At 69.1% G+C, this 16,378-nt stretch carries 18 protein-coding genes; 9 read left to right on the top strand and 9 right to left on the bottom strand.

Translation table 11 applies throughout. From position 1 onward, the window contains the following. The 3 genes from IU449_RS26230 to IU449_RS26220 form a co-directional block, all read left to right on the top strand. Positions 1 to 731 (top strand): AMP-binding enzyme (locus IU449_RS26230; protein WP_195004827.1); only part of this gene is annotated, 731 nt, incomplete at its 5' end. Between the two features lie 437 nt (positions 732 to 1,168). Further along, positions 1,169 to 1,675, top strand: a complete 507-nt coding sequence (locus IU449_RS26225) for a phage holin family protein (RefSeq protein WP_195004826.1) — start codon at positions 1,169 to 1,171, stop codon at positions 1,673 to 1,675. Next, positions 1,672 to 2,622, top strand: coding sequence for an alpha/beta fold hydrolase (locus IU449_RS26220; RefSeq protein ID WP_195004841.1), 951 nt, complete (start codon positions 1,672 to 1,674; stop codon positions 2,620 to 2,622). Before IU449_RS26225 ends, IU449_RS26220 begins: the two co-directional genes overlap by 4 nt. 81 nt (positions 2,623 to 2,703) lie before the next feature. On the opposite strand, the gene IU449_RS26215 is transcribed toward IU449_RS26220, so the two are convergent. The 4 genes from IU449_RS26215 to nth form a co-directional block, all read right to left on the bottom strand. Beyond that, positions 2,704 to 3,897, bottom strand: coding sequence for a MarP family serine protease (locus IU449_RS26215; RefSeq protein ID WP_195004825.1), 1,194 nt, complete (start codon positions 3,895 to 3,897; stop codon positions 2,704 to 2,706). Further along, positions 3,894 to 4,613 (bottom strand): NUDIX hydrolase, encoded by a 720-nt coding sequence (locus tag IU449_RS26210; protein ID WP_195004824.1) that lies wholly within the window; start codon positions 4,611 to 4,613, stop codon positions 3,894 to 3,896. The genes IU449_RS26215 and IU449_RS26210 overlap by 4 nt, the downstream gene beginning before the upstream one ends. A gap of 210 nt (positions 4,614 to 4,823) precedes the next feature. Continuing rightward, positions 4,824 to 5,450, bottom strand: coding sequence for a TlpA disulfide reductase family protein (locus tag IU449_RS26205; protein WP_324188446.1), 627 nt, complete (start codon positions 5,448 to 5,450; stop codon positions 4,824 to 4,826). After that, a complete protein-coding gene (gene nth, locus IU449_RS26200; protein ID WP_195004823.1) occupies positions 5,447 to 6,127 on the bottom strand; it encodes an endonuclease III in 681 nt (226 codons plus the stop codon). The genes IU449_RS26205 and nth overlap by 4 nt, the downstream gene beginning before the upstream one ends. A gap of 264 nt (positions 6,128 to 6,391) precedes the next feature. On the opposite strand from nth, the gene IU449_RS26195 reads away from it, so the two are divergent. After that, a complete protein-coding gene (locus IU449_RS26195; protein WP_228805753.1) occupies positions 6,392 to 6,634 on the top strand; it encodes a hypothetical protein in 243 nt (80 codons plus the stop codon). 171 nt (positions 6,635 to 6,805) lie between these two features. Beyond that, on the top strand, positions 6,806 to 7,480 hold the full coding sequence (locus IU449_RS26190) for a Crp/Fnr family transcriptional regulator (RefSeq protein ID WP_040794055.1): 675 nt from the start codon (positions 6,806 to 6,808) through the stop codon (positions 7,478 to 7,480). Positions 7,481 to 7,601: 121 nt separating this feature from the next. Here the strand turns inward: IU449_RS26190 and IU449_RS26185 are convergent, their stop codons facing one another. The 3 genes from IU449_RS26185 to IU449_RS26175 all read right to left on the bottom strand — a co-directional run bounded on the left by IU449_RS26185 (position 7,602) and on the right by IU449_RS26175 (position 9,197). Continuing rightward, positions 7,602 to 8,393 (bottom strand): MBL fold metallo-hydrolase, encoded by a 792-nt coding sequence (locus tag IU449_RS26185; protein ID WP_195004822.1) that lies wholly within the window; start codon positions 8,391 to 8,393, stop codon positions 7,602 to 7,604. Between the two features lie 127 nt (positions 8,394 to 8,520). Then, positions 8,521 to 8,994 carry a RidA family protein gene (locus tag IU449_RS26180; RefSeq protein WP_195004821.1) on the bottom strand — a complete coding sequence of 158 codons (474 nt, stop codon included), beginning with the start codon at positions 8,992 to 8,994 and terminating at the stop codon, positions 8,521 to 8,523. Between the two features lie 47 nt (positions 8,995 to 9,041). Beyond that, positions 9,042 to 9,197 (bottom strand): DUF4177 domain-containing protein, encoded by a 156-nt coding sequence (locus IU449_RS26175; protein ID WP_085998926.1) that lies wholly within the window; start codon positions 9,195 to 9,197, stop codon positions 9,042 to 9,044. Positions 9,198 to 9,304: 107 nt separating this feature from the next. Between IU449_RS26175 and IU449_RS26170 the strand changes: the two genes are divergently transcribed. Beyond that, positions 9,305 to 10,342, top strand: coding sequence for an ArsA-related P-loop ATPase (locus IU449_RS26170; protein ID WP_324188445.1), 1,038 nt, complete (start codon positions 9,305 to 9,307; stop codon positions 10,340 to 10,342). Beyond that, positions 10,339 to 11,451, top strand: a complete 1,113-nt coding sequence (locus IU449_RS26165; RefSeq protein ID WP_195004819.1) for an ArsA family ATPase — start codon at positions 10,339 to 10,341, stop codon at positions 11,449 to 11,451. Before IU449_RS26170 ends, IU449_RS26165 begins: the two co-directional genes overlap by 4 nt. Before the next feature lie 129 nt (positions 11,452 to 11,580). On the opposite strand, the gene IU449_RS26160 is transcribed toward IU449_RS26165, so the two are convergent. After that, a complete protein-coding gene (locus IU449_RS26160; RefSeq protein WP_067864419.1) occupies positions 11,581 to 11,904 on the bottom strand; it encodes a WhiB family transcriptional regulator in 324 nt (107 codons plus the stop codon). Positions 11,905 to 12,299: 395 nt separating this feature from the next. On the opposite strand from IU449_RS26160, the gene IU449_RS26155 reads away from it, so the two are divergent. Continuing rightward, positions 12,300 to 14,657, top strand: coding sequence for a penicillin-binding protein (locus IU449_RS26155; RefSeq protein ID WP_195004818.1), 2,358 nt, complete (start codon positions 12,300 to 12,302; stop codon positions 14,655 to 14,657). 34 nt (positions 14,658 to 14,691) lie between these two features. Here IU449_RS26155 and IU449_RS26150 read toward each other — a convergent pair whose 3' ends face one another. Then, positions 14,692 to 15,156, bottom strand: a complete 465-nt coding sequence (locus IU449_RS26150; protein WP_195004817.1) for a GatB/YqeY domain-containing protein — start codon at positions 15,154 to 15,156, stop codon at positions 14,692 to 14,694. A gap of 180 nt (positions 15,157 to 15,336) precedes the next feature. Here IU449_RS26150 and IU449_RS26145 point away from each other — a divergent pair, with 180 nt between their 5' ends. Further along, positions 15,337 to 16,314, top strand: coding sequence for a metallophosphoesterase (locus IU449_RS26145; protein ID WP_195004816.1), 978 nt, complete (start codon positions 15,337 to 15,339; stop codon positions 16,312 to 16,314). Positions 16,315 to 16,378 lie beyond the last annotated feature (64 nt).

Below are 16,378 nucleotides of genomic sequence, written 5' to 3'. Positions count from 1 at the left end.
TCGTCGACACCTGGTGGCAAACCGAAACCGGCGCCATCATGATCTCCCCCCTCCCCGGGGTCACCACCACCAAACCCGGCGCCGCCATGACCCCCCTCCCCGGCATCAGCGCCCGCGTCGTCGACGAAGACGCCAACCCCCTCACACCCGACACCACCGAAGCCAACGGCTACCTCGTCCTCGACCAACCCTGGCCATCCATGCTGCGCGGCATCTGGGGCGACATGGACCGCTACCGCGAAACCTACTGGGACCGCTACCGCACCCAGGGCTGGTACTTCGCCGGCGACGGCGCCAGGATCGACACCGACAACGCCCTGTGGATCCTCGGCCGCGTCGACGACGTCATGAACGTCTCCGGCCACCGCATCTCCACCGCCGAAGTCGAATCCGCCCTCGTCTCCCACCCCGCCGTCGCCGAAGCCGCCGTCGTCGGCGCCACCGACGCCACCACCGGCCAGGGCATCGTCGCCTTCACCATTCTGCGTACCGGCAACAGCCACACCGACAAAGACGCATTGGTCGCGGAACTGAAGAACACCGTGTCCAAGGAGATCTCGCCGATCGCCAAGCCTCGGGACATCTTCATCGTCTCGGAGCTGCCCAAGACCCGCAGCGGCAAGATCATGCGCCGCCTGCTGCGCGATGTCGCCGAAGGGCGGCCGCTCGGCGACACCAGCACCCTGGTCGACCCGACCGTCTTCGAACAGATCCGCGCCGGGAACGCCTGAACCGCGGAATCCGCGGCTCCCGGATCTCCGATGACGACCGGCGACCCGGTCGTCGCCGGAATCGCCCCGGACGCAGATGAGTCCGGTTCGCGAGCGGCCGTCCGATCACCGACGGCAGGAAATCGTGGTCGGGCTGCCGCCGGACGAGCCAGGCGCTGTCGGTCGGCCGGACAGCACGGTGATCCGTCGACGCCGACCTTCGCGTCGAGCGAGGTCGACGACGGCGCGGCGCGCGAATCGGCCGAGGCCGCAATCCCGATGACCTCCTTGACCGCAGCACCGCAGGGGGCCGCCGCTACTGTAGCGGCGTGGGCGTGTCCCATCGCGCCGCACCGGACACGCGCGAGCCGCGACCGGACGAGTGCGACAACAGTGATCCGCCGAAAGGCGGTAGCCTCCGATAGCAATGTGCCGGGACAGGGAGAAGGGTCGACCAAGTGAGTTTCACCCAGGGCGGTAACGGGAACGACGCACGCGGCGGGAGCACAGTGAGCTCGATTCCGTTGACGGATGCCAATCCGCCCGGTTCCGCGAGCTTCGGCACCCTGGTCCGCGACGCCGCCGAGCAGATGTCGACGCTGGTTCGCGCCGAAGTCGAGCTCGCCAAGGCGGAGGTCACCGGCGAGATCAAAAAGGGTCTGCAGGGCAGTGTCTTCTTCCTGCTCGCGCTGACGGTGCTGCTGTTCAGCTCGTTCTTCTTTTTCTTCTTCCTCGCCGAACTGCTCGATGTGTGGCTCGCGCGCTGGGCGGCGTTCCTCATCGTGTTCGCGCTGATGATCCTGACGACCGTCGCGTTCGCACTGCTCGGTTATCTGCGGGTGAAGAAGCTGCGCGCGCCGGAGAAGACGATCGATTCGCTCAAGCAGGCGCGCACGGTGCTGCCTGCGGGCTTCGGCCAGTCGGCGCACGCCGAGCACGTCGCGCTGGCCGAGCCCACGAACTGAGCGTGTCCACGAACCCGCCCGATCCGTCCACGGTCCGCTACGAAGGTCCGTGGACGCACCGGGACGTCCACGCCAACGGCATTCGCTTCCACATCGTCGAAGCGACACCGGGCTTCGCGGCAGCGCCCCCGGACGCGCCGCTGGTGTTGTTGCTGCACGGCTTCGCCGACTTCTGGTGGTCATGGCGCCACCAGCTGACCGCGCTGGCCGATCTGGGCTACCGCACGGTCGCGGTGGATCTGCGTGGCTACGGCGACACGGATAAACCGCCGCGCGGCTACGACGGCTGGACGCTGGCCGGCGACGTCGCCGGTCTGATCCGCGCACTCGGGCACACCGACGCGGTGCTGGTCGGCCATGCCGAGGGCGGGCTGGTGTGCTGGGCGACCGCCGTGCTGCATCCCCGGCTGGTGCGCTCGATCGCGGTGGTCGCCTCCCCGCATCCGGCCGGGCTGAAGAGCGCGGTGCTGCGGGACCGGCGCCAGCGTCGCGCCTGGCTGCCCGCGTTCCTGCGCTGCCAGCCGCCCCGCTACCCCGAATACCGGCTGACCACCCAGGGCGGCGCCGAGGTGGAGCGGATGCTGCGCCGGCGAGCGGGCGCGCGCTGGCGCGCGAGCGAGGAGTGCGCCGACACCGCCACCCGGATGCGTTCGGCGATCCGCATTCCCGGCGCCGCGCACTGCGCGCTGGAGTACCAGCGCTGGGCTTTCCGCAGCCAATGGCGTCCGGACGGTCGCCGGTTCATGGCGACGATGCGCGTGCCGATCGCAGTGCCGGTGCTGTCGCTGCGCGGCGAGCACGACGGGTACCTGCTGCGCTCCACCTTCCATCGGGCGCGCCGATGGTCTCCGCGACGGCGGCTGGTCACCGTGCCCGACGCCGGGCACTACGCCCACCAGGAGAATCCGGACGCGGTGACCACCGAACTGGCCAAGTTCCTGGCCTGAGACAGCCCGCGCCCCAGGCCGGACCCGCACCAGAACCGACCGGCCCGCCGGGCGACCGGCCGGCGGGTGGTCGCAGGCGGTTCAGCTCAGGACACAGGCTCCGGTATCGACCTCGTTCGCCGCACCCGCGGCGGCGTCGAGTTCGGTGCGCACCTCGTCGAGGGTCAGCACGTAGCCGGTGTCGTCGTCGGTGACAGCCGCGCCGAACACCACGCCGAGCACCTGGCCCTGGGTGTCCACCAGCGGACCACCCGAGTTGCCCGCCCGCACCAGGCCGCGCACGGTGTATACCTCGCGCTCCACGGTCCCGTTGCGGTAGATCGTGGGACCGGTCAGATCGAGCGTCTCGCGAATGCGCGCGGCGCTGGCCGTGTAAGGGCCGCCGCCCGGATATCCGAGCACGATCGCACTGTCGCCGGATTCCGCGTCCCGCGGGGCCTGCGGCACCACCGGCGAGGGCAGGCCGGGCACCGCGAGCACCGCGACGTCCTTCGACGGATCGAACAGCACCACCTGGGCATCCAGCGGTCCGCGCGCGGTATCGACGGTCACGCTGGTCGTTCCGGCGACCACGTGCGCGTTGGTCATCACCCGCTCCGTCGCGATGACGAAACCCGAGCCCTCCAGGGCACGCTGACAACTGGGCGCGACACCGCGGATGCGCAGGACGCTCTGCTGGAGCGAGGCCGCGACCGGGCTGGCCAGCACACTCGGATCCGGCGGTTCGACCGCGGCGATCGGTGCCCGGCCGAACGGGCCGATCACATCCGGCAGGCCGGAGGTGTTCAGCAGCCGGGAGAACTCGTTGGGCACTTTGCGCAACCAGTTCGGCGCGACGTCGTTGACATCGGCGAGCACCCGCGAACCGTTGATGGCCGAGGCGATCGCCGGCTGTGAGGAGGTGGCCAGCGGCAGAGCCAGCAGCCAGGCGGTGACCAGCACCGCGACCGCCTGCAACACCGCGCCGACGGCGCTGTCGACGCTGCGGGTGAACGGATGGTGCATGCCGCTGCGGGCCGCGCGGCCGAGCACCATGCCCGCCACCTCGCCCACGATCACCAGCACCACGATCAGCAGTACGCCGGTCAGCACCCGGGTACGGCCCTCGTCGACGTGCACCAGGATGTGCGGCGCGATCAGGATGCCCGCGACCGCGCCGAGCACCACACCGAGGAAGGCCAGCGCCGAGGCGACCGCCCCCTGCCGCCACCCGGAGGTCGCGGCAGCCAGCGCCAGGACGAGCACGACGACATCGAGCCAGACCGAGGAACTCATGAGGTCATGCCCACCGCGGCCAGCGAGCTCTCCAGATCCCGCACGTCGGAGCGGTCCCAGTCGAGCTCCCAGCCCGCGCCGGTGATCAGCCCGGCGAGGATGCCGCCGGTCAGGCCCCAGACGAGCATTCCGTCGATCTGGAAGGCCGGACTCGAATACCCGAGCGGACTGCGGACCTGGAAACGATTGGCCGGATCGAGCAGGCCGGCCATCGGCACCCGCACCACTCGTTCCGTCTCGGCGGGATCGACCACCCGTACCTCGCTCGGCTCACGCCAGTAGGCCACCACCGGGGTCACGTCGAAGCGTGACGGCGGTACGAACAGTTTCGGCAACAGGGTCAGCGGTTGCACGCCCGCGGGCTCCAGGCCGGTCTCCTCGGCCGCCTCGCGCAGCGCGGTGTCGATCGGCCCCTCGTCCTCCGGATCGGTGGCGCCGCCGGGGAAAGCCACCTGTCCGCGGTGCTGACGCATGGTCGACGCGCGCTGGGTGAGCAGGACGTGCGCGTCGGCGGGCAGGCCGCCCGGCGCGCCGGGGCCGGGTTCGGGCGAGCCCTCGAAGAGCACCAGTACGGCCGCCTCGCGGGCGGGCGAGGTCAATGTCATGAGGCGGCGCAGCACGCGCGCCTTGGACGTTCCACTGCCGCGTTCCATCGAGGCGGGCTCGGTGACGCGACGCAGCCAGACCGGCGTGTCGTGCGGAAGTTCGATGGTCATGCGTCCGCTCCCTTCGGAGCGGAGCAACCCACGCGCAAGCATCTGGCCGCCGGATCACCGGCTCCGCTGAACGTGCGCACCATCACCTCCACAAACCATCTGTCCGCCCGCAACAGATGCTGCGAGATGCCTATCCGAAGCTTTCTACGTCAGCTTCCCGTGTGAAATTCCCACGCCATCGACTTTCTCACGAAGCCGCCCGTATCGCGCTCACATCCGTACCCCGAGGGCCCGATCCACGGTGTTCGCGATGTCGTCCACACCGGTGAACGTGCGCACCACTACCTCGGCGACCGAGCCGTCGGCCCGTAGCAGCACCGAGATCGGCAGCACCGCGGGCGCCCCGACCGCGCTGCGGATCCGCGCGTCCGGATCCAGCACGCCGGGCAGGTGCACGTCCAGACCGGCCAGTCGGGACAACGCCTTCGCCTCGTCGGGATCGCTGTGCACGGTGAGCACGGTGATCGCCGCGCCCGCCCGGTCCGCGAAGTCTTGCAGATGCGGCAATTCCTGCGCGCACGGACCACACCAGTACGCCCACAGGTTGACCAGTGCGGGTTTGCCCGCCAGCGCGGCGGCCACATCGACCGGCGCGCCGTCGGCCAGGCAGACCGTTGTGAGACCGGCCAGCGGTCCCCGGCCCGGGACGTCGTCGGCAGGCCGCGGGCAAGGGGGCAGCGCCGCCTCTTCGCGAAGCTGTGTGGGGACCGCACCGCCGGACGGGTCTCGTTCGACAGAGTCGCGCTCGGCCTCGCGCGGCCACAGCGCGACCGCCAGCGCGACGACCGTGATCAGCGCCGCCAGCGCCAGCCGCGCGGACACCGGCAATCGGCTCACAGCCCCGCCATCCGCAGCAGGTGATCACGCTCAGGCCCCTTGACGAGTGCGGCGGCCGCCACCGGGTCGGTCGGACCGAGGCCGAAGGACGGGCAGTCCGCGGCGAGCACACACGCGCCACACGCGGGTTTGCGGGCATGGCACACGCGCCGACCGTGGAAGATCACCCGGTGCGAGAGCATCGTCCACTCCTTGCGCTCGACGAGTTCGCCGACGATGTGCTCGACCTTGACCGGATCCTCCTCGCTGGTCCAGCCCCAGCGGCGAACCAACCGGCCGAAATGGGTGTCCACCGTGATCCCCGGGACCCCGAAGGCGTTACCGAGGATGACATTGGCCGTTTTCCGCCCGATTCCGGGCAATTTCACCAATTCTTCGAGGGTGTGAGGCAGTTCACCCTCGTATTTCTCCGTCAGCGCCTGCCCGAGCCCGATCAGCGACGAGGTCTTGTTCCGGAAGAAACCGGTCGGCCGGATGAATTCCTCGAGTTCGGCTCGGTTCGCCTCGGCGTAGTCGCGAGCGGTGCGATACCGGGCGAACAAGGCCGGTGTGGTCAGATTCACGCGCTCGTCGGTGCATTGCGCGGAAAGGATTGTCGCGACCGCCAATTCGAGCGGTGTGGTGAAGTCGAGTTCGCAGTGCGCGCCGGGGAAAGCCTCGGCGAGAACACGATTCATCCGACGTGCTCTACGCACCAGTCCCAGCCGCGTTTCCCCTTGTCGCGAGCGGGATCCGCGCTTGCGCGGCGCGGCGGGAGCGGGCGATTCGGCATCCGGAATCGAGGGGGTGACACCCGGCGAACCGGCGGCCGGAGACCCTGTGGCGACGATGGACGACGGGGAGACACGCACGGGTTCACCATACGGAATCGGGGTGACCCGGATCCCTTCCCATCGGCCCACGTGTTCCATCCGAGACCTACACCGTGTTAACTCCACGCTATGCAAGGACTCGCTGTGGTGCTCTTCCCGATGGCGTTGATGATCTTCGCCCTCGGTATGGAGCGGCTCGAGAATCGGCTCCGCAAACTTCTCGAACCGGACCCGGAGGTTCAGCAATACCTGGACAAGGCGAGCAACGCCGAGGTCGACGAGCTGACCGAGCTCGGCGTGCCCGCCGCCGTCGCCAAGATGCGCAAGCGCGGCTCGACGCGCGGCGACCTCGACGTCGCTCGCGCGAGCTGACACTGCCCGGGCCGAGCCGGCATCCGCCGGTTTCGGTTCCGCCTCGCCCGTTCACGGGACTCACTTGTAACGTGGTGTCTGTCACTACCTCGGCGCACGTCCGCGTAGACTGCGCTTTCGGCCGATTCGCTTCGGTCCAGGACTAGAGCCATTTCCCAAAGGAGCACATTCGTGGACGAGGCCCTCGCCAGAGCAGGCATCTTCCAAGGCGTAGAGCCCACCGCGGTGGCGGCACTCGCCAAACAACTGCAGCCCGTGGACTTTCCGCGCGGTCACGTCATCTTCAACGAGGGCGAACCCGGTGACCGGCTGTACATCATCACCGCGGGCAAGGTGAAGATCGGCCGCCGTTCCCCGGACGGCCGGGAGAACCTGCTCACCATCATGGGGCCGTCGGACATGTTCGGCGAGCTGTCGATCTTCGATCCCGGTCCGCGTACCTCGACCGCGACAACGGTCACCGAGGTCCGCGCGGTCACCATGGACCGCGACGCGCTCAAGGCGTGGATCGATCAACGGCCCGAGATCGCCGAGCAGTTGCTACGAGTGCTGGCCCGCCGTCTGCGGCGCACCAACAACAACCTCGCCGACCTGATCTTCACCGACGTTCCCGGTCGTGTGGCCAAGGCGCTGCTGCAGCTCGCGCAGCGCTTCGGCACCCAGGAGGCGGGCGCCCTCCGAGTCACCCACGACCTGACCCAGGAAGAGATCGCCCAGCTCGTCGGCGCTTCCCGCGAGACCGTGAACAAGGCGCTGGCCGACTTCGCGCACCGCGGCTGGCTGCGGCTCGAAGGCAAGAGCGTGCTCATCTCCGACTCCGAGCGCCTCGCCCGCCGCGCCCGCTGACCCGGCGACAGTTCTCGGCCGTACAGGCGAGAAGGCCCGGCCGGACCCCGTGCTCTGTGCTCTGGGGGTCCGGCCGGGCCTTCGCATGTCCGCGCCGGAGGGGCGCGGACGAGGACAGGACCTACTCGTGGGAACGCAGGTAGTCCAGCTGCGCCTGGACCGAACTACGAGCCGCGGGCCACAGCCGCTTGTCCACATCGGCGTACACCTTGCGGACCACCGACATCGCGCCCGCGTTCTCACCGAGCTCACGCAGCGCGGCGCGCACCTGATCCAGCCGCTCGTGCCGATGCGCGACGTAATACCGGGCGACCGGCTCCAGGTCGGCGTGCTCGGTGCCGTGGGCGGGCAGCAGGGCCCTGCCCGCCCCGGCCGCGAGCAGCCGGTCCAGCGAGCCGAGGTAATCGGCCAGCGCGCCGGACCGCGACTCCAGCACCGTGGTACCCGCGCCCAGGATGGTGTCGCCGGTCAGCACCGCGTCGTCGAGCACGAAGCTCATCGAATCGGCGGTGTGCCCGGGGGTGGCCAACGCGCGGATCTTCAGGCCCGCCGCCTCGAGCACCTCGCCGTCGGACAGCGGGGCCTCCCAGCGATCGAGATAGTCGGAGTGCGCGGCGGCCACCGGCGTCCCGGTCAGCTTCACCAGCCGATCGAGGCCGGCGGTGTGGTCGTGATGGTGATGGGTGACCAACGTCAGCACGATATCGCCATCGGTCGCGGCGGCGATGGCCTCGCTGTGCTTCTTGTCCTTCGGGCCCGGGTCGACCACCACGTACCCCGACGCGCCCGGCGCGCGCAGCAGCCAGGTGTTGGTCCCGTCCAAGGTCATCCGGCCGGGATTGTCCGCCAGCAGCACCGCCGCCGACGGAGTCACCTGGCGCACCTGTCCGTACGCGGGATGCGTCGCCGCCATCGCTCTCACCTCTGTTCACACGCCGTCGGGCACGATCCACGCTAGTCCCGCGATCGCCGCGGCGGCAGAGCCGGGATCGTGCCCCGCCACGAGCAACCCCTCGGTGCACCTCGCGGAGGGCCGGAACTCAGCCGCGGACCTCGACGATCAGCTCCATCTCGACCGGCGCGTTCTTCGGCAACTCGGCCACACCGACCGCCGAGCGCGCGTGCACGCCCGCGTCGCCGAAGACCTCGCCCAGCAATTCCGAGGCGCCGTTGATCACGATCGGCTGATCGGTGAAACCCGGCGCGGAAGCCACGAAGCCGACCACCTTCACGATTCGCACCACCTCGTCCAGCGAGATCAGATCGTGCACCGCGGCCAGCGCGTTCAGCGCGCACAACCGGGCCGCCTCCTTCGCGGCCTCGGCAGAGACCTCGGCGCCCACCTTGCCGATCGCGGACAGCTCGCCCTCCACGAACGGCAACTGCCCGGAGGTGTAGACCAGCGAGCCGGTGCGCACCGCCGGAATGTAGGCCGCGACCGGCGCCGCCACCGCGGGCAGCCGCACGCCGAGCCGATCCAGGTTCTCCTGCCAGCGCGTCGCCGGTCCCGTCATCGCCGTCACCTCTCCCGTCTCCTCACTCTGTTCTCCAGGTCCGTCGTCTAGGCCTTGGGGCGCTTCAGGTACGCGACGTGCTGCTCACCGGTCGGGCCGGGCAGCACCGTCACCAGCTCCCACCCGTCGGCGCCCCACTGGTCGAGGATCTGCTTGGTGGCGTGCGTCAGCAAAGGCACGGTGGCGTATTCCCATGTCGTCATGGGCCGAGTGTATTGACCCTCGGTCCGGCGGTGCGGTCGCGGGCGAATCCGGGCCGTCGCAGCCGTCCTCACGCCACCCGCTGCCGGGGAGTTATAGGCTCGCGAGCGTGGGAGTACCAACTGCTGATCCCGTTTCGGCCGAGCCGGAGCCGGACAAGGGGTGGCCGAAGCGGGCCGAACAGGCCCGTCTGCACTACATCTCCGGCAAGGGCGGGACCGGCAAGTCCACGGTCGCCGCGGCGCTGGCACTGGCGCTGGCAGCCGGGGGGCGCAAGGTGCTGCTCGTCGAGGTGGAGAACAGGCAGTCCATCGCCCAGCTGTTCGACCTGCCGCCGCTGCCACCCACCGAGACCAAGATCGCGACCGCCGACGGCGGCGGCGAGGTGGTTGCCCTGTCGCTGGACATCGAGCACGCCTTTCTGGAATACCTCGACATGTTCTACAACCTGGGTTTCGCGGGCCGGGCCATGCGCCGGATGGGCGCCATCGAGTTCGTCACCACCATCGCGCCCGGTCTGCGGGATGTGATCCTCACCGGCAAGATCAAGGAGTGCGCGGTCCGCGTGGACAAGGCGGGCAGACCGGCCTACGACGAGATCGTGGTCGACGCCCCACCGACCGGCCGGATCAGCAGCTTCCTCGATGTCACCAAGGCGATGGCCGAGATCGCCAAGGGCGGGCCGATCGCCGCCCAGGCCGAGGGCGTGTCGAGACTGCTGCATTCGGATCAGACGATGATCCACCTGGTCACGCTGCTCGAGGCACTGCCGGTGCAGGAGACGGCGGACGCCATCGCCGAGCTCACCGCCAACGATCTGCGCATCGGCGCGGTCATCGTCAATCGCGCGAGTGAGGGTCACCTGCCGACCGACATGCGCGACCTGGCCGCCGCGGGCGAGCTGGACCGGGACACGATCCGCGCCGGACTCGACCGCGCGGGCATCACTGTGACCGACGACGACTTCGACGGCCTGATCACCGAGACCGTGGAGCACGCCATCCGGCTGCGGGCGCAGGACGCCAACGCCGCCGAACTGAACGAACTCGGCGTCACGCAGATGCATCTGCCCGCCCTCACCGACGGTATCGACCTCGGCGCGCTCTACGAACTCGCCGAACACCTGAGCGCGCAGGGAGTGCGATGAACACCCTCGACATCTCCGGGATCATCGCCGATCCCACCGCCCGCGTCATCGTGTGCTGCGGCTCCGGCGGCGTCGGCAAGACCACCACCGCCGCGGCCATCGCACTGCGCGCCGCCGAAGCGGGCCGCAAGGTGGTCGTGCTGACCATCGACCCGGCCCGCAGGCTGGCCCAGTCGCTCGGCGTGGCCGATCTGGACAACGCACCGCAGCGGGTGAAGCTCGGGCCGGAGGCCAAGGGCGAGCTGCACGCGATGATGCTGAACATGCGTCGCACATTCGACGACATGGTCCTCGAGCACACCAGCCCGGACAAGGCCGAGCAGATCTTCGCCAACCCGATCTATCAGACCGTGGCCTCGTCCTTCGGCGGGACGCAGGAGTACATGGCGATGGAGAAGCTCGGTCAGCTCGCGTCCCGGCGTGAGTGGGACCTCATCGTCGTGGACACCCCACCCTCGCGCAACGCCCTGGACTTCCTCGACGCGCCCAAGCGACTGGGCACCTTCCTCAACGGCAAGATGATCCGGCTGATCATGGCGCCCGGGCGCGGGGTCGGCCGGTTCGTCACCGGCGCGATGAGCTTGGCCATGCGCGGGGTGTCCACCATCGTCGGCGGACAGATGCTCAAGGACGCCTCGAACTTCCTGCAGTCGCTGGAGACGATGTTCGGCGGGTTCCAGGAGCGGGCGAACCGCACGTACGCGATGCTCTCCACCCCCGGCACACACTTCCTGGTGGTGGCCGCGCCCGAACCGGACGCGCTGCGCGAGGCGTCGTTCTTCGTCGACCGGCTCTCCACCGAGCACATGCCGCTGGCCGGCCTGGTGCTCAACCGGACGCATCCGGTGCTGAGCACGCTGCCCGGCGATCACGCGCTCACCGCCGCCGACCGATTGGCCGAGGAGGATCCGCTGACCACGGCGGTACTGCGCATCCACGCCGATCGCGTCGCCATGGCCAAACGCGAGCGTCATCTGCTGGTGCGGTTCACCGGCGCGCATCCGCGGGTGAGCATCGCGGCGGTGACAGCGCTGCCGTTCGAAGTCTCCGATCTCGACGCCCTGCGCGCGGTCGCCGATCAGCTCACCGGCGCGTCCGCGACCGTCTAGCCGGGCGTATCGCCCAGGTAGACGGCGAACCTGCCCGCGCGCTTCGGTGGGCGTTCGGGCACACCCGGACGCCGTCGAGCCCGCGATCGCTCGCGGGCTCGAGGTCTCTCTGCGTGATTTCCGTGTGGCTCACATAGCCACTTGATGCTGGCGCTGAGCCTGGAAGAAGTCGGCCCAGGAGGTCACCTCCGGGTGCTGCTTGAGCAGCGCGCGCCGCTGCCGTTCGGTCATGCCGCCCCACACACCGAATTCCACTCGATTGTCCAGAGCGTCGGCTCCGCACTGCATGAGCACCGGGCAGTGCCTGCAGATGGTGGCCGCCTTGCGCTGCGCCGCGCCGCGGACGAACAACTGATCGGGATCGACTTCCTTGCATCGGGCCTGGGAAACCCAGGCGATTCGTGCTTCGGCCTGCTCCACGTCCAATCGAGCGATGGGGGTTGTCATTTGCATTTGGTGTGCCCCTTTGCAGTCCGAACACCGGTAATCGGCGCTCCAGAATCGCGTGCCAGTCGCAGCTACCCGTCCCTTGCTGCGGACTGAACCACATTCCACTTTGAGTGTTAGCTCCATCACACTGGGTCTCAATCTAGGTAAAGGTATGGGTCGAGCGCAAGACCGTTGCGTGATCTTTTGGTACGCCCGTCCATGCATCTGCTCATTCAAGACCGGTCGGTCGGTTGTTGGACCCGACACGCAGGAACGACACGCCCGACACTGCATACGACACGCCGGACATGCCCGGAGAACACGCAGACTCGCCGAGTTGCGCGTGAATATTCCGAAGCGGGGCAAACACACTCGCAGGCCCGTCGGGGGCACCCCGTAGTCTTGGCACCGTGTCGAACGTGCCGATCACACATACGCTCGCCAAGCTCGCCGGAAGCTGCGTGCTGGCCGCCGTGCTAGTGGCGGGACTGTTGTTCCCTCTCGCCGGTGGTTTCGGCTTCGTCTCCAATCGCGCCGCCGACGCGGTGGACAATGTCTCCGCCGAGCTCGTCGAGGGCACCGTCCCCGCTGTCTCGACGATGGTCGACGCCGACGGCAACCCGATCGCCTGGCTCTACGAGCAACGGCGCTTCGAGGTTCCCAGCGAACGGATCTCCAACAACATGAAGCTGGCGATCATCTCGATCGAGGACAGGCGCTTCGCCGATCACGACGGCGTCGACTGGCAGGGCACCGTGCGCGCCTTCCTCACCAACACCAGCAGCGGCGAGGTCCAGCAGGGCGCCTCGACCCTCGATCAGCAGTACGTGAAGAACTTCCAGCTGCTCGTGGTCGCCAAGACCGACGCCGAGCGCCGCGCCGCCATCGAGACCACGCCCGCGCGCAAGATCCGCGAGATCAGGATGGCGCTGACCCTGGACAAGGAACTGACCAAGGACGAGATCCTGACCAGGTATCTGAACCTGGTCCCGTTCGGCAACTCCTCCTACGGCATCCAGGACGCCGCGCAGACCTACTTCGGCATCGACGCCGCCGACCTGAACGTGGCGCAGTCGGCCATGCTCGCCGGCATGGTGCAGTCCAGCTCCAAGCTCAACCCCTACACCAACGAGCAGGGCGTACGGGAACGCCGCAATACCGTGCTCCAGACGATGGTGCAGAACATCCCTGACCGCGCCGAGGAGTTCCGCGCGGCCATGTCCCAGCCGCTGGGCGTGCTGCCCGAACCCAAAGGCCTGCCCCGCGGCTGCATCGCGGCCAACGATCGCGGCTTCTTCTGCGACTACGCGCTGCAGTACCTGGCCGATGCGGGCATCGGTCGCGAGCAGATCGACAAGGGCGGCTATCTGATCCGGACCACCCTCGATCCGAGTGTGCAGGACTCGGTCAAGCGGGCCATCAACGATCACGCCAAGCCGGACGTGCCGCACGTCGCCGAGGTGATGTCGGTGATCGCGCCCGGCCAGGATCGGCATCCGGTCCTGGCGATGGCCAGCAGCCGGACCTACGGCCTGGACCAGGACCGCTTCGAGACCGTGCAGCCGCAGCCGTTCTCCATGGTCGGCAACGGCGCGGGCTCGGTGTTCAAGCTGTTCACCACCGCGGCGGCGATGGAGAAGGGCATGGGCATCAACTCCCAGCTCGACGTGCCCGGCCGCTACGAGGCCAGAGGCATGGGCGACGGCGGTGCGCGCGGCTGCCCGCCCGCCACCTACTGCGTCGAGAACGCGGGCACCTACCGGTCACCGATGTCGGTGACCGAGGCGCTGGCCACCTCGCCGAACACCACCTTCGTCAAGCTCATCCAGGACGTCGGTGTGACACCGACCGTCGACATGGCGATCCGGCTGGGCATGCGCTCGTTCACCAAGCCCGCCACGTCCGGGTACGGCAACCAGAGCGTGGCCGAGATGGTCAAGCAACAGAACCTCGGTTCGTTCACCCTGGGACCGGTCGCGATCAATCCGCTCGAGCTGTCCAATGTCGCCGCGACGCTGGCCTCGGGCGGCCGCTGGTGCCCGCCGTCACCGATCGCCGAGGTCGTCGACCGTTACGGCAAGCCGGTGCCGCTGACCGAACAGGCCTGCGAGCAGGTCGTCGAACCGGGCCTGGCCAACACCCTGGCCAACGCGATGAGCAAGGACGACACCTCGGGCACCGCGGCGGGCGCGGCGCAGGCGACCGGTTGGAACCTGCCGGTCGCCGGTAAGACCGGTACCACCGAGAGCCACCGCTCCTCGGCCTTCCTCGGTTTCACCAACTCGCTGGCCGCCGCGACCTATGTCTACGGTGACAGCCCCACCCCGAGCGAGATCTGCTCGTTCCCGCTGCGCAGCTGCGGCAGCGGCAACCTGTTCGGTGGCAACGAGCCCGCCCGCACCTGGTTCTCAGCCATGAAAGCGGTCGCCGGCGAGTTCCCGCCGCCGGTGCTGCCTCCGCTGGACGACAAGTACGTGCGCGGCGCGAACAACGCCCAGGTCCCCGACGTGGTGGGCATGTCGCAGGCCGACGCGACCCGCGCGCTGACCTCGGCGGGCTTCCAGGTCTCGGCCGTCGACGGCGCCGGTCCGCCGCCGAAGGGCAGCGTGACAAGCATGGCACCGAACGGCTCGGCCATCCCGGGCTCGGTCGTGACGATCTACATCAGCGACGGAACCCAGCGGCAGGTGCCGACGCCGAGCGCGCCGGCACCTGCGGCTCCCGGCCCGCCACCGGCGCTGCCGAACTTCCCGCTGCCACCGTGGTGGCCCAGGTGACCCGGAGCCCGCACAGGGCTGGAGCCGACAGTTGTCAGAGGCGGGCCTTGACGGCCGCGGAGATCCGCGAGCCGTCGGCCTTGCCCTCGGCCAGCGCGGTCGCGATCTTCATGACCTGACCCATCTGCCGCATGCCGGGCCGCTCCCCGAGTTCCTCGGCGACCTGGGCGATGGCGGTGTCGGCGAGATCGGCCACCTCGGCTTCGGTGAGCTGGGTGGGCAGGTACTCGTCGATGATGTGCGCTTCGGCGTGCTCGTTGGCCGCCAGCTCGCCGCGACCGGCCTGGGTGTAGACCTCGGCGGACTCGTGACGCTTCTTCGCCTCCTTCTGCAGGACGGCGACGATCTCCGCATCGGAGAGTTCGCGCGCCTGCGTTCCGGCGACCTCGGCGTTCTGGATGGCGGCCAGCAGCATGCGCAGGGTCGCCAGACGGAGGGTGTCCTTGGCTTTCATCGACGCGGTCATGTCCGCGCGCAGACGCTCTTTGAGTTCCGACATGGGGCTCACGGTAGTCGCTCGCCGACCGGGCATCCGCGGAGTTTTCCACCGCGCCGTCACACGGGCCCGCCTGGGGGTTCGCGCGCGTAGGTGGCGACACGCGGGAGATATGCCCGTTTTCACCGAACGTGTGCGTAAACACACTCAGCGATCTTCATCGTGCTCACCTATGCTGGGCAAATGCCCGTGATCTCGACCTCTGTCCGCCGAACCGCGTTGGTCCGCCGAACCGCGTTGGGAGCTACCGGGGCCGCGGTGGCCGGAATCGGCTACGCCTCGCTGATAGAACGTAACGCGTTCGTCCTGCGTGAAGCGACCATGCCGGTCCTGCCTCCCGGATCGTCGAGCTTGCGTGTGCTGCACATCAGCGATCTGCACATGATGCCCGGACAGAAGCTCAAGCAACAGTGGCTGCGCGAGCTGGATCGGCTCGAGCCCGACTTGGTCGTCAACACCGGCGACAATCTCTCGCACCAGAAGGCGGTGCCCGCGGTCGTGCAGTCCCTCGGCGGATTGCTCGCGCGCCCCGGTCTTTTCGTCTTCGGCAGCAACGACTACTTCGCGCCGGTGCCGAAGAACCCGCTGAAGTACTTCAAGAACGATCATCGCCGCGTGTACGGCGCGCCGCTGCCGTGGAAGGATCTGCGCGCGGCGTTCTCCGAGCGCGGCTGGATGGATCTGACCCACGTGCGCCGCGACCTGGAGGTGGCCGGCATCCGCATCGCCACCGCGGGCGTCGACGATCCGCACCTGCGCCGCGACCGCTACGAGACCATCGCGGGCGCCCCCAACCCGCTGGCCGACCTCAGCATCGGCCTGACCCACTCCCCCGAGCCCCGGGTGCTCGACCGCTTCGCCGAGGACGGCTACGACCTGGTGCTGGCGGGTCACACCCACGGTGGCCAGCTGGTGCTGCCGGGCTACGGCGCGCTGGTCACCAACTGTGGCATCGACAAGTCGCGCGTGAAGGGCCCCTCGCGCTGGGGCGCGCATACCCAGCTGCACGTCTCCGCGGGCATCGGCACCTCGCCGTGGGCTCCGTACCGGTTCTGCTGCCGCCCGGAGGCCACCCTGCTCACCCTGGTCGCCGCGCCGCCGAAGCGCCCGATCGCCGAGACCAGCGAGGGGCGGGCCTCCTCGCAGTCCGTGGCGAGCTGAACGAACGCGAAAGGGGAACCGCGCACAGCGGTTTCGCGCTTCGTTCCGCGGCACGCGACCCGGA

The sequence above is a fragment of the Nocardia higoensis genome (assembly GCF_015477835.1).
In the GTDB taxonomy this organism is placed as follows: Bacteria; Actinomycetota; Actinomycetes; order Mycobacteriales; family Mycobacteriaceae; genus Nocardia; species Nocardia higoensis_A.
Note: the sequence above shows the minus strand (reverse complement) of the source record. Positions and strands in the feature narration are given on the sequence as shown.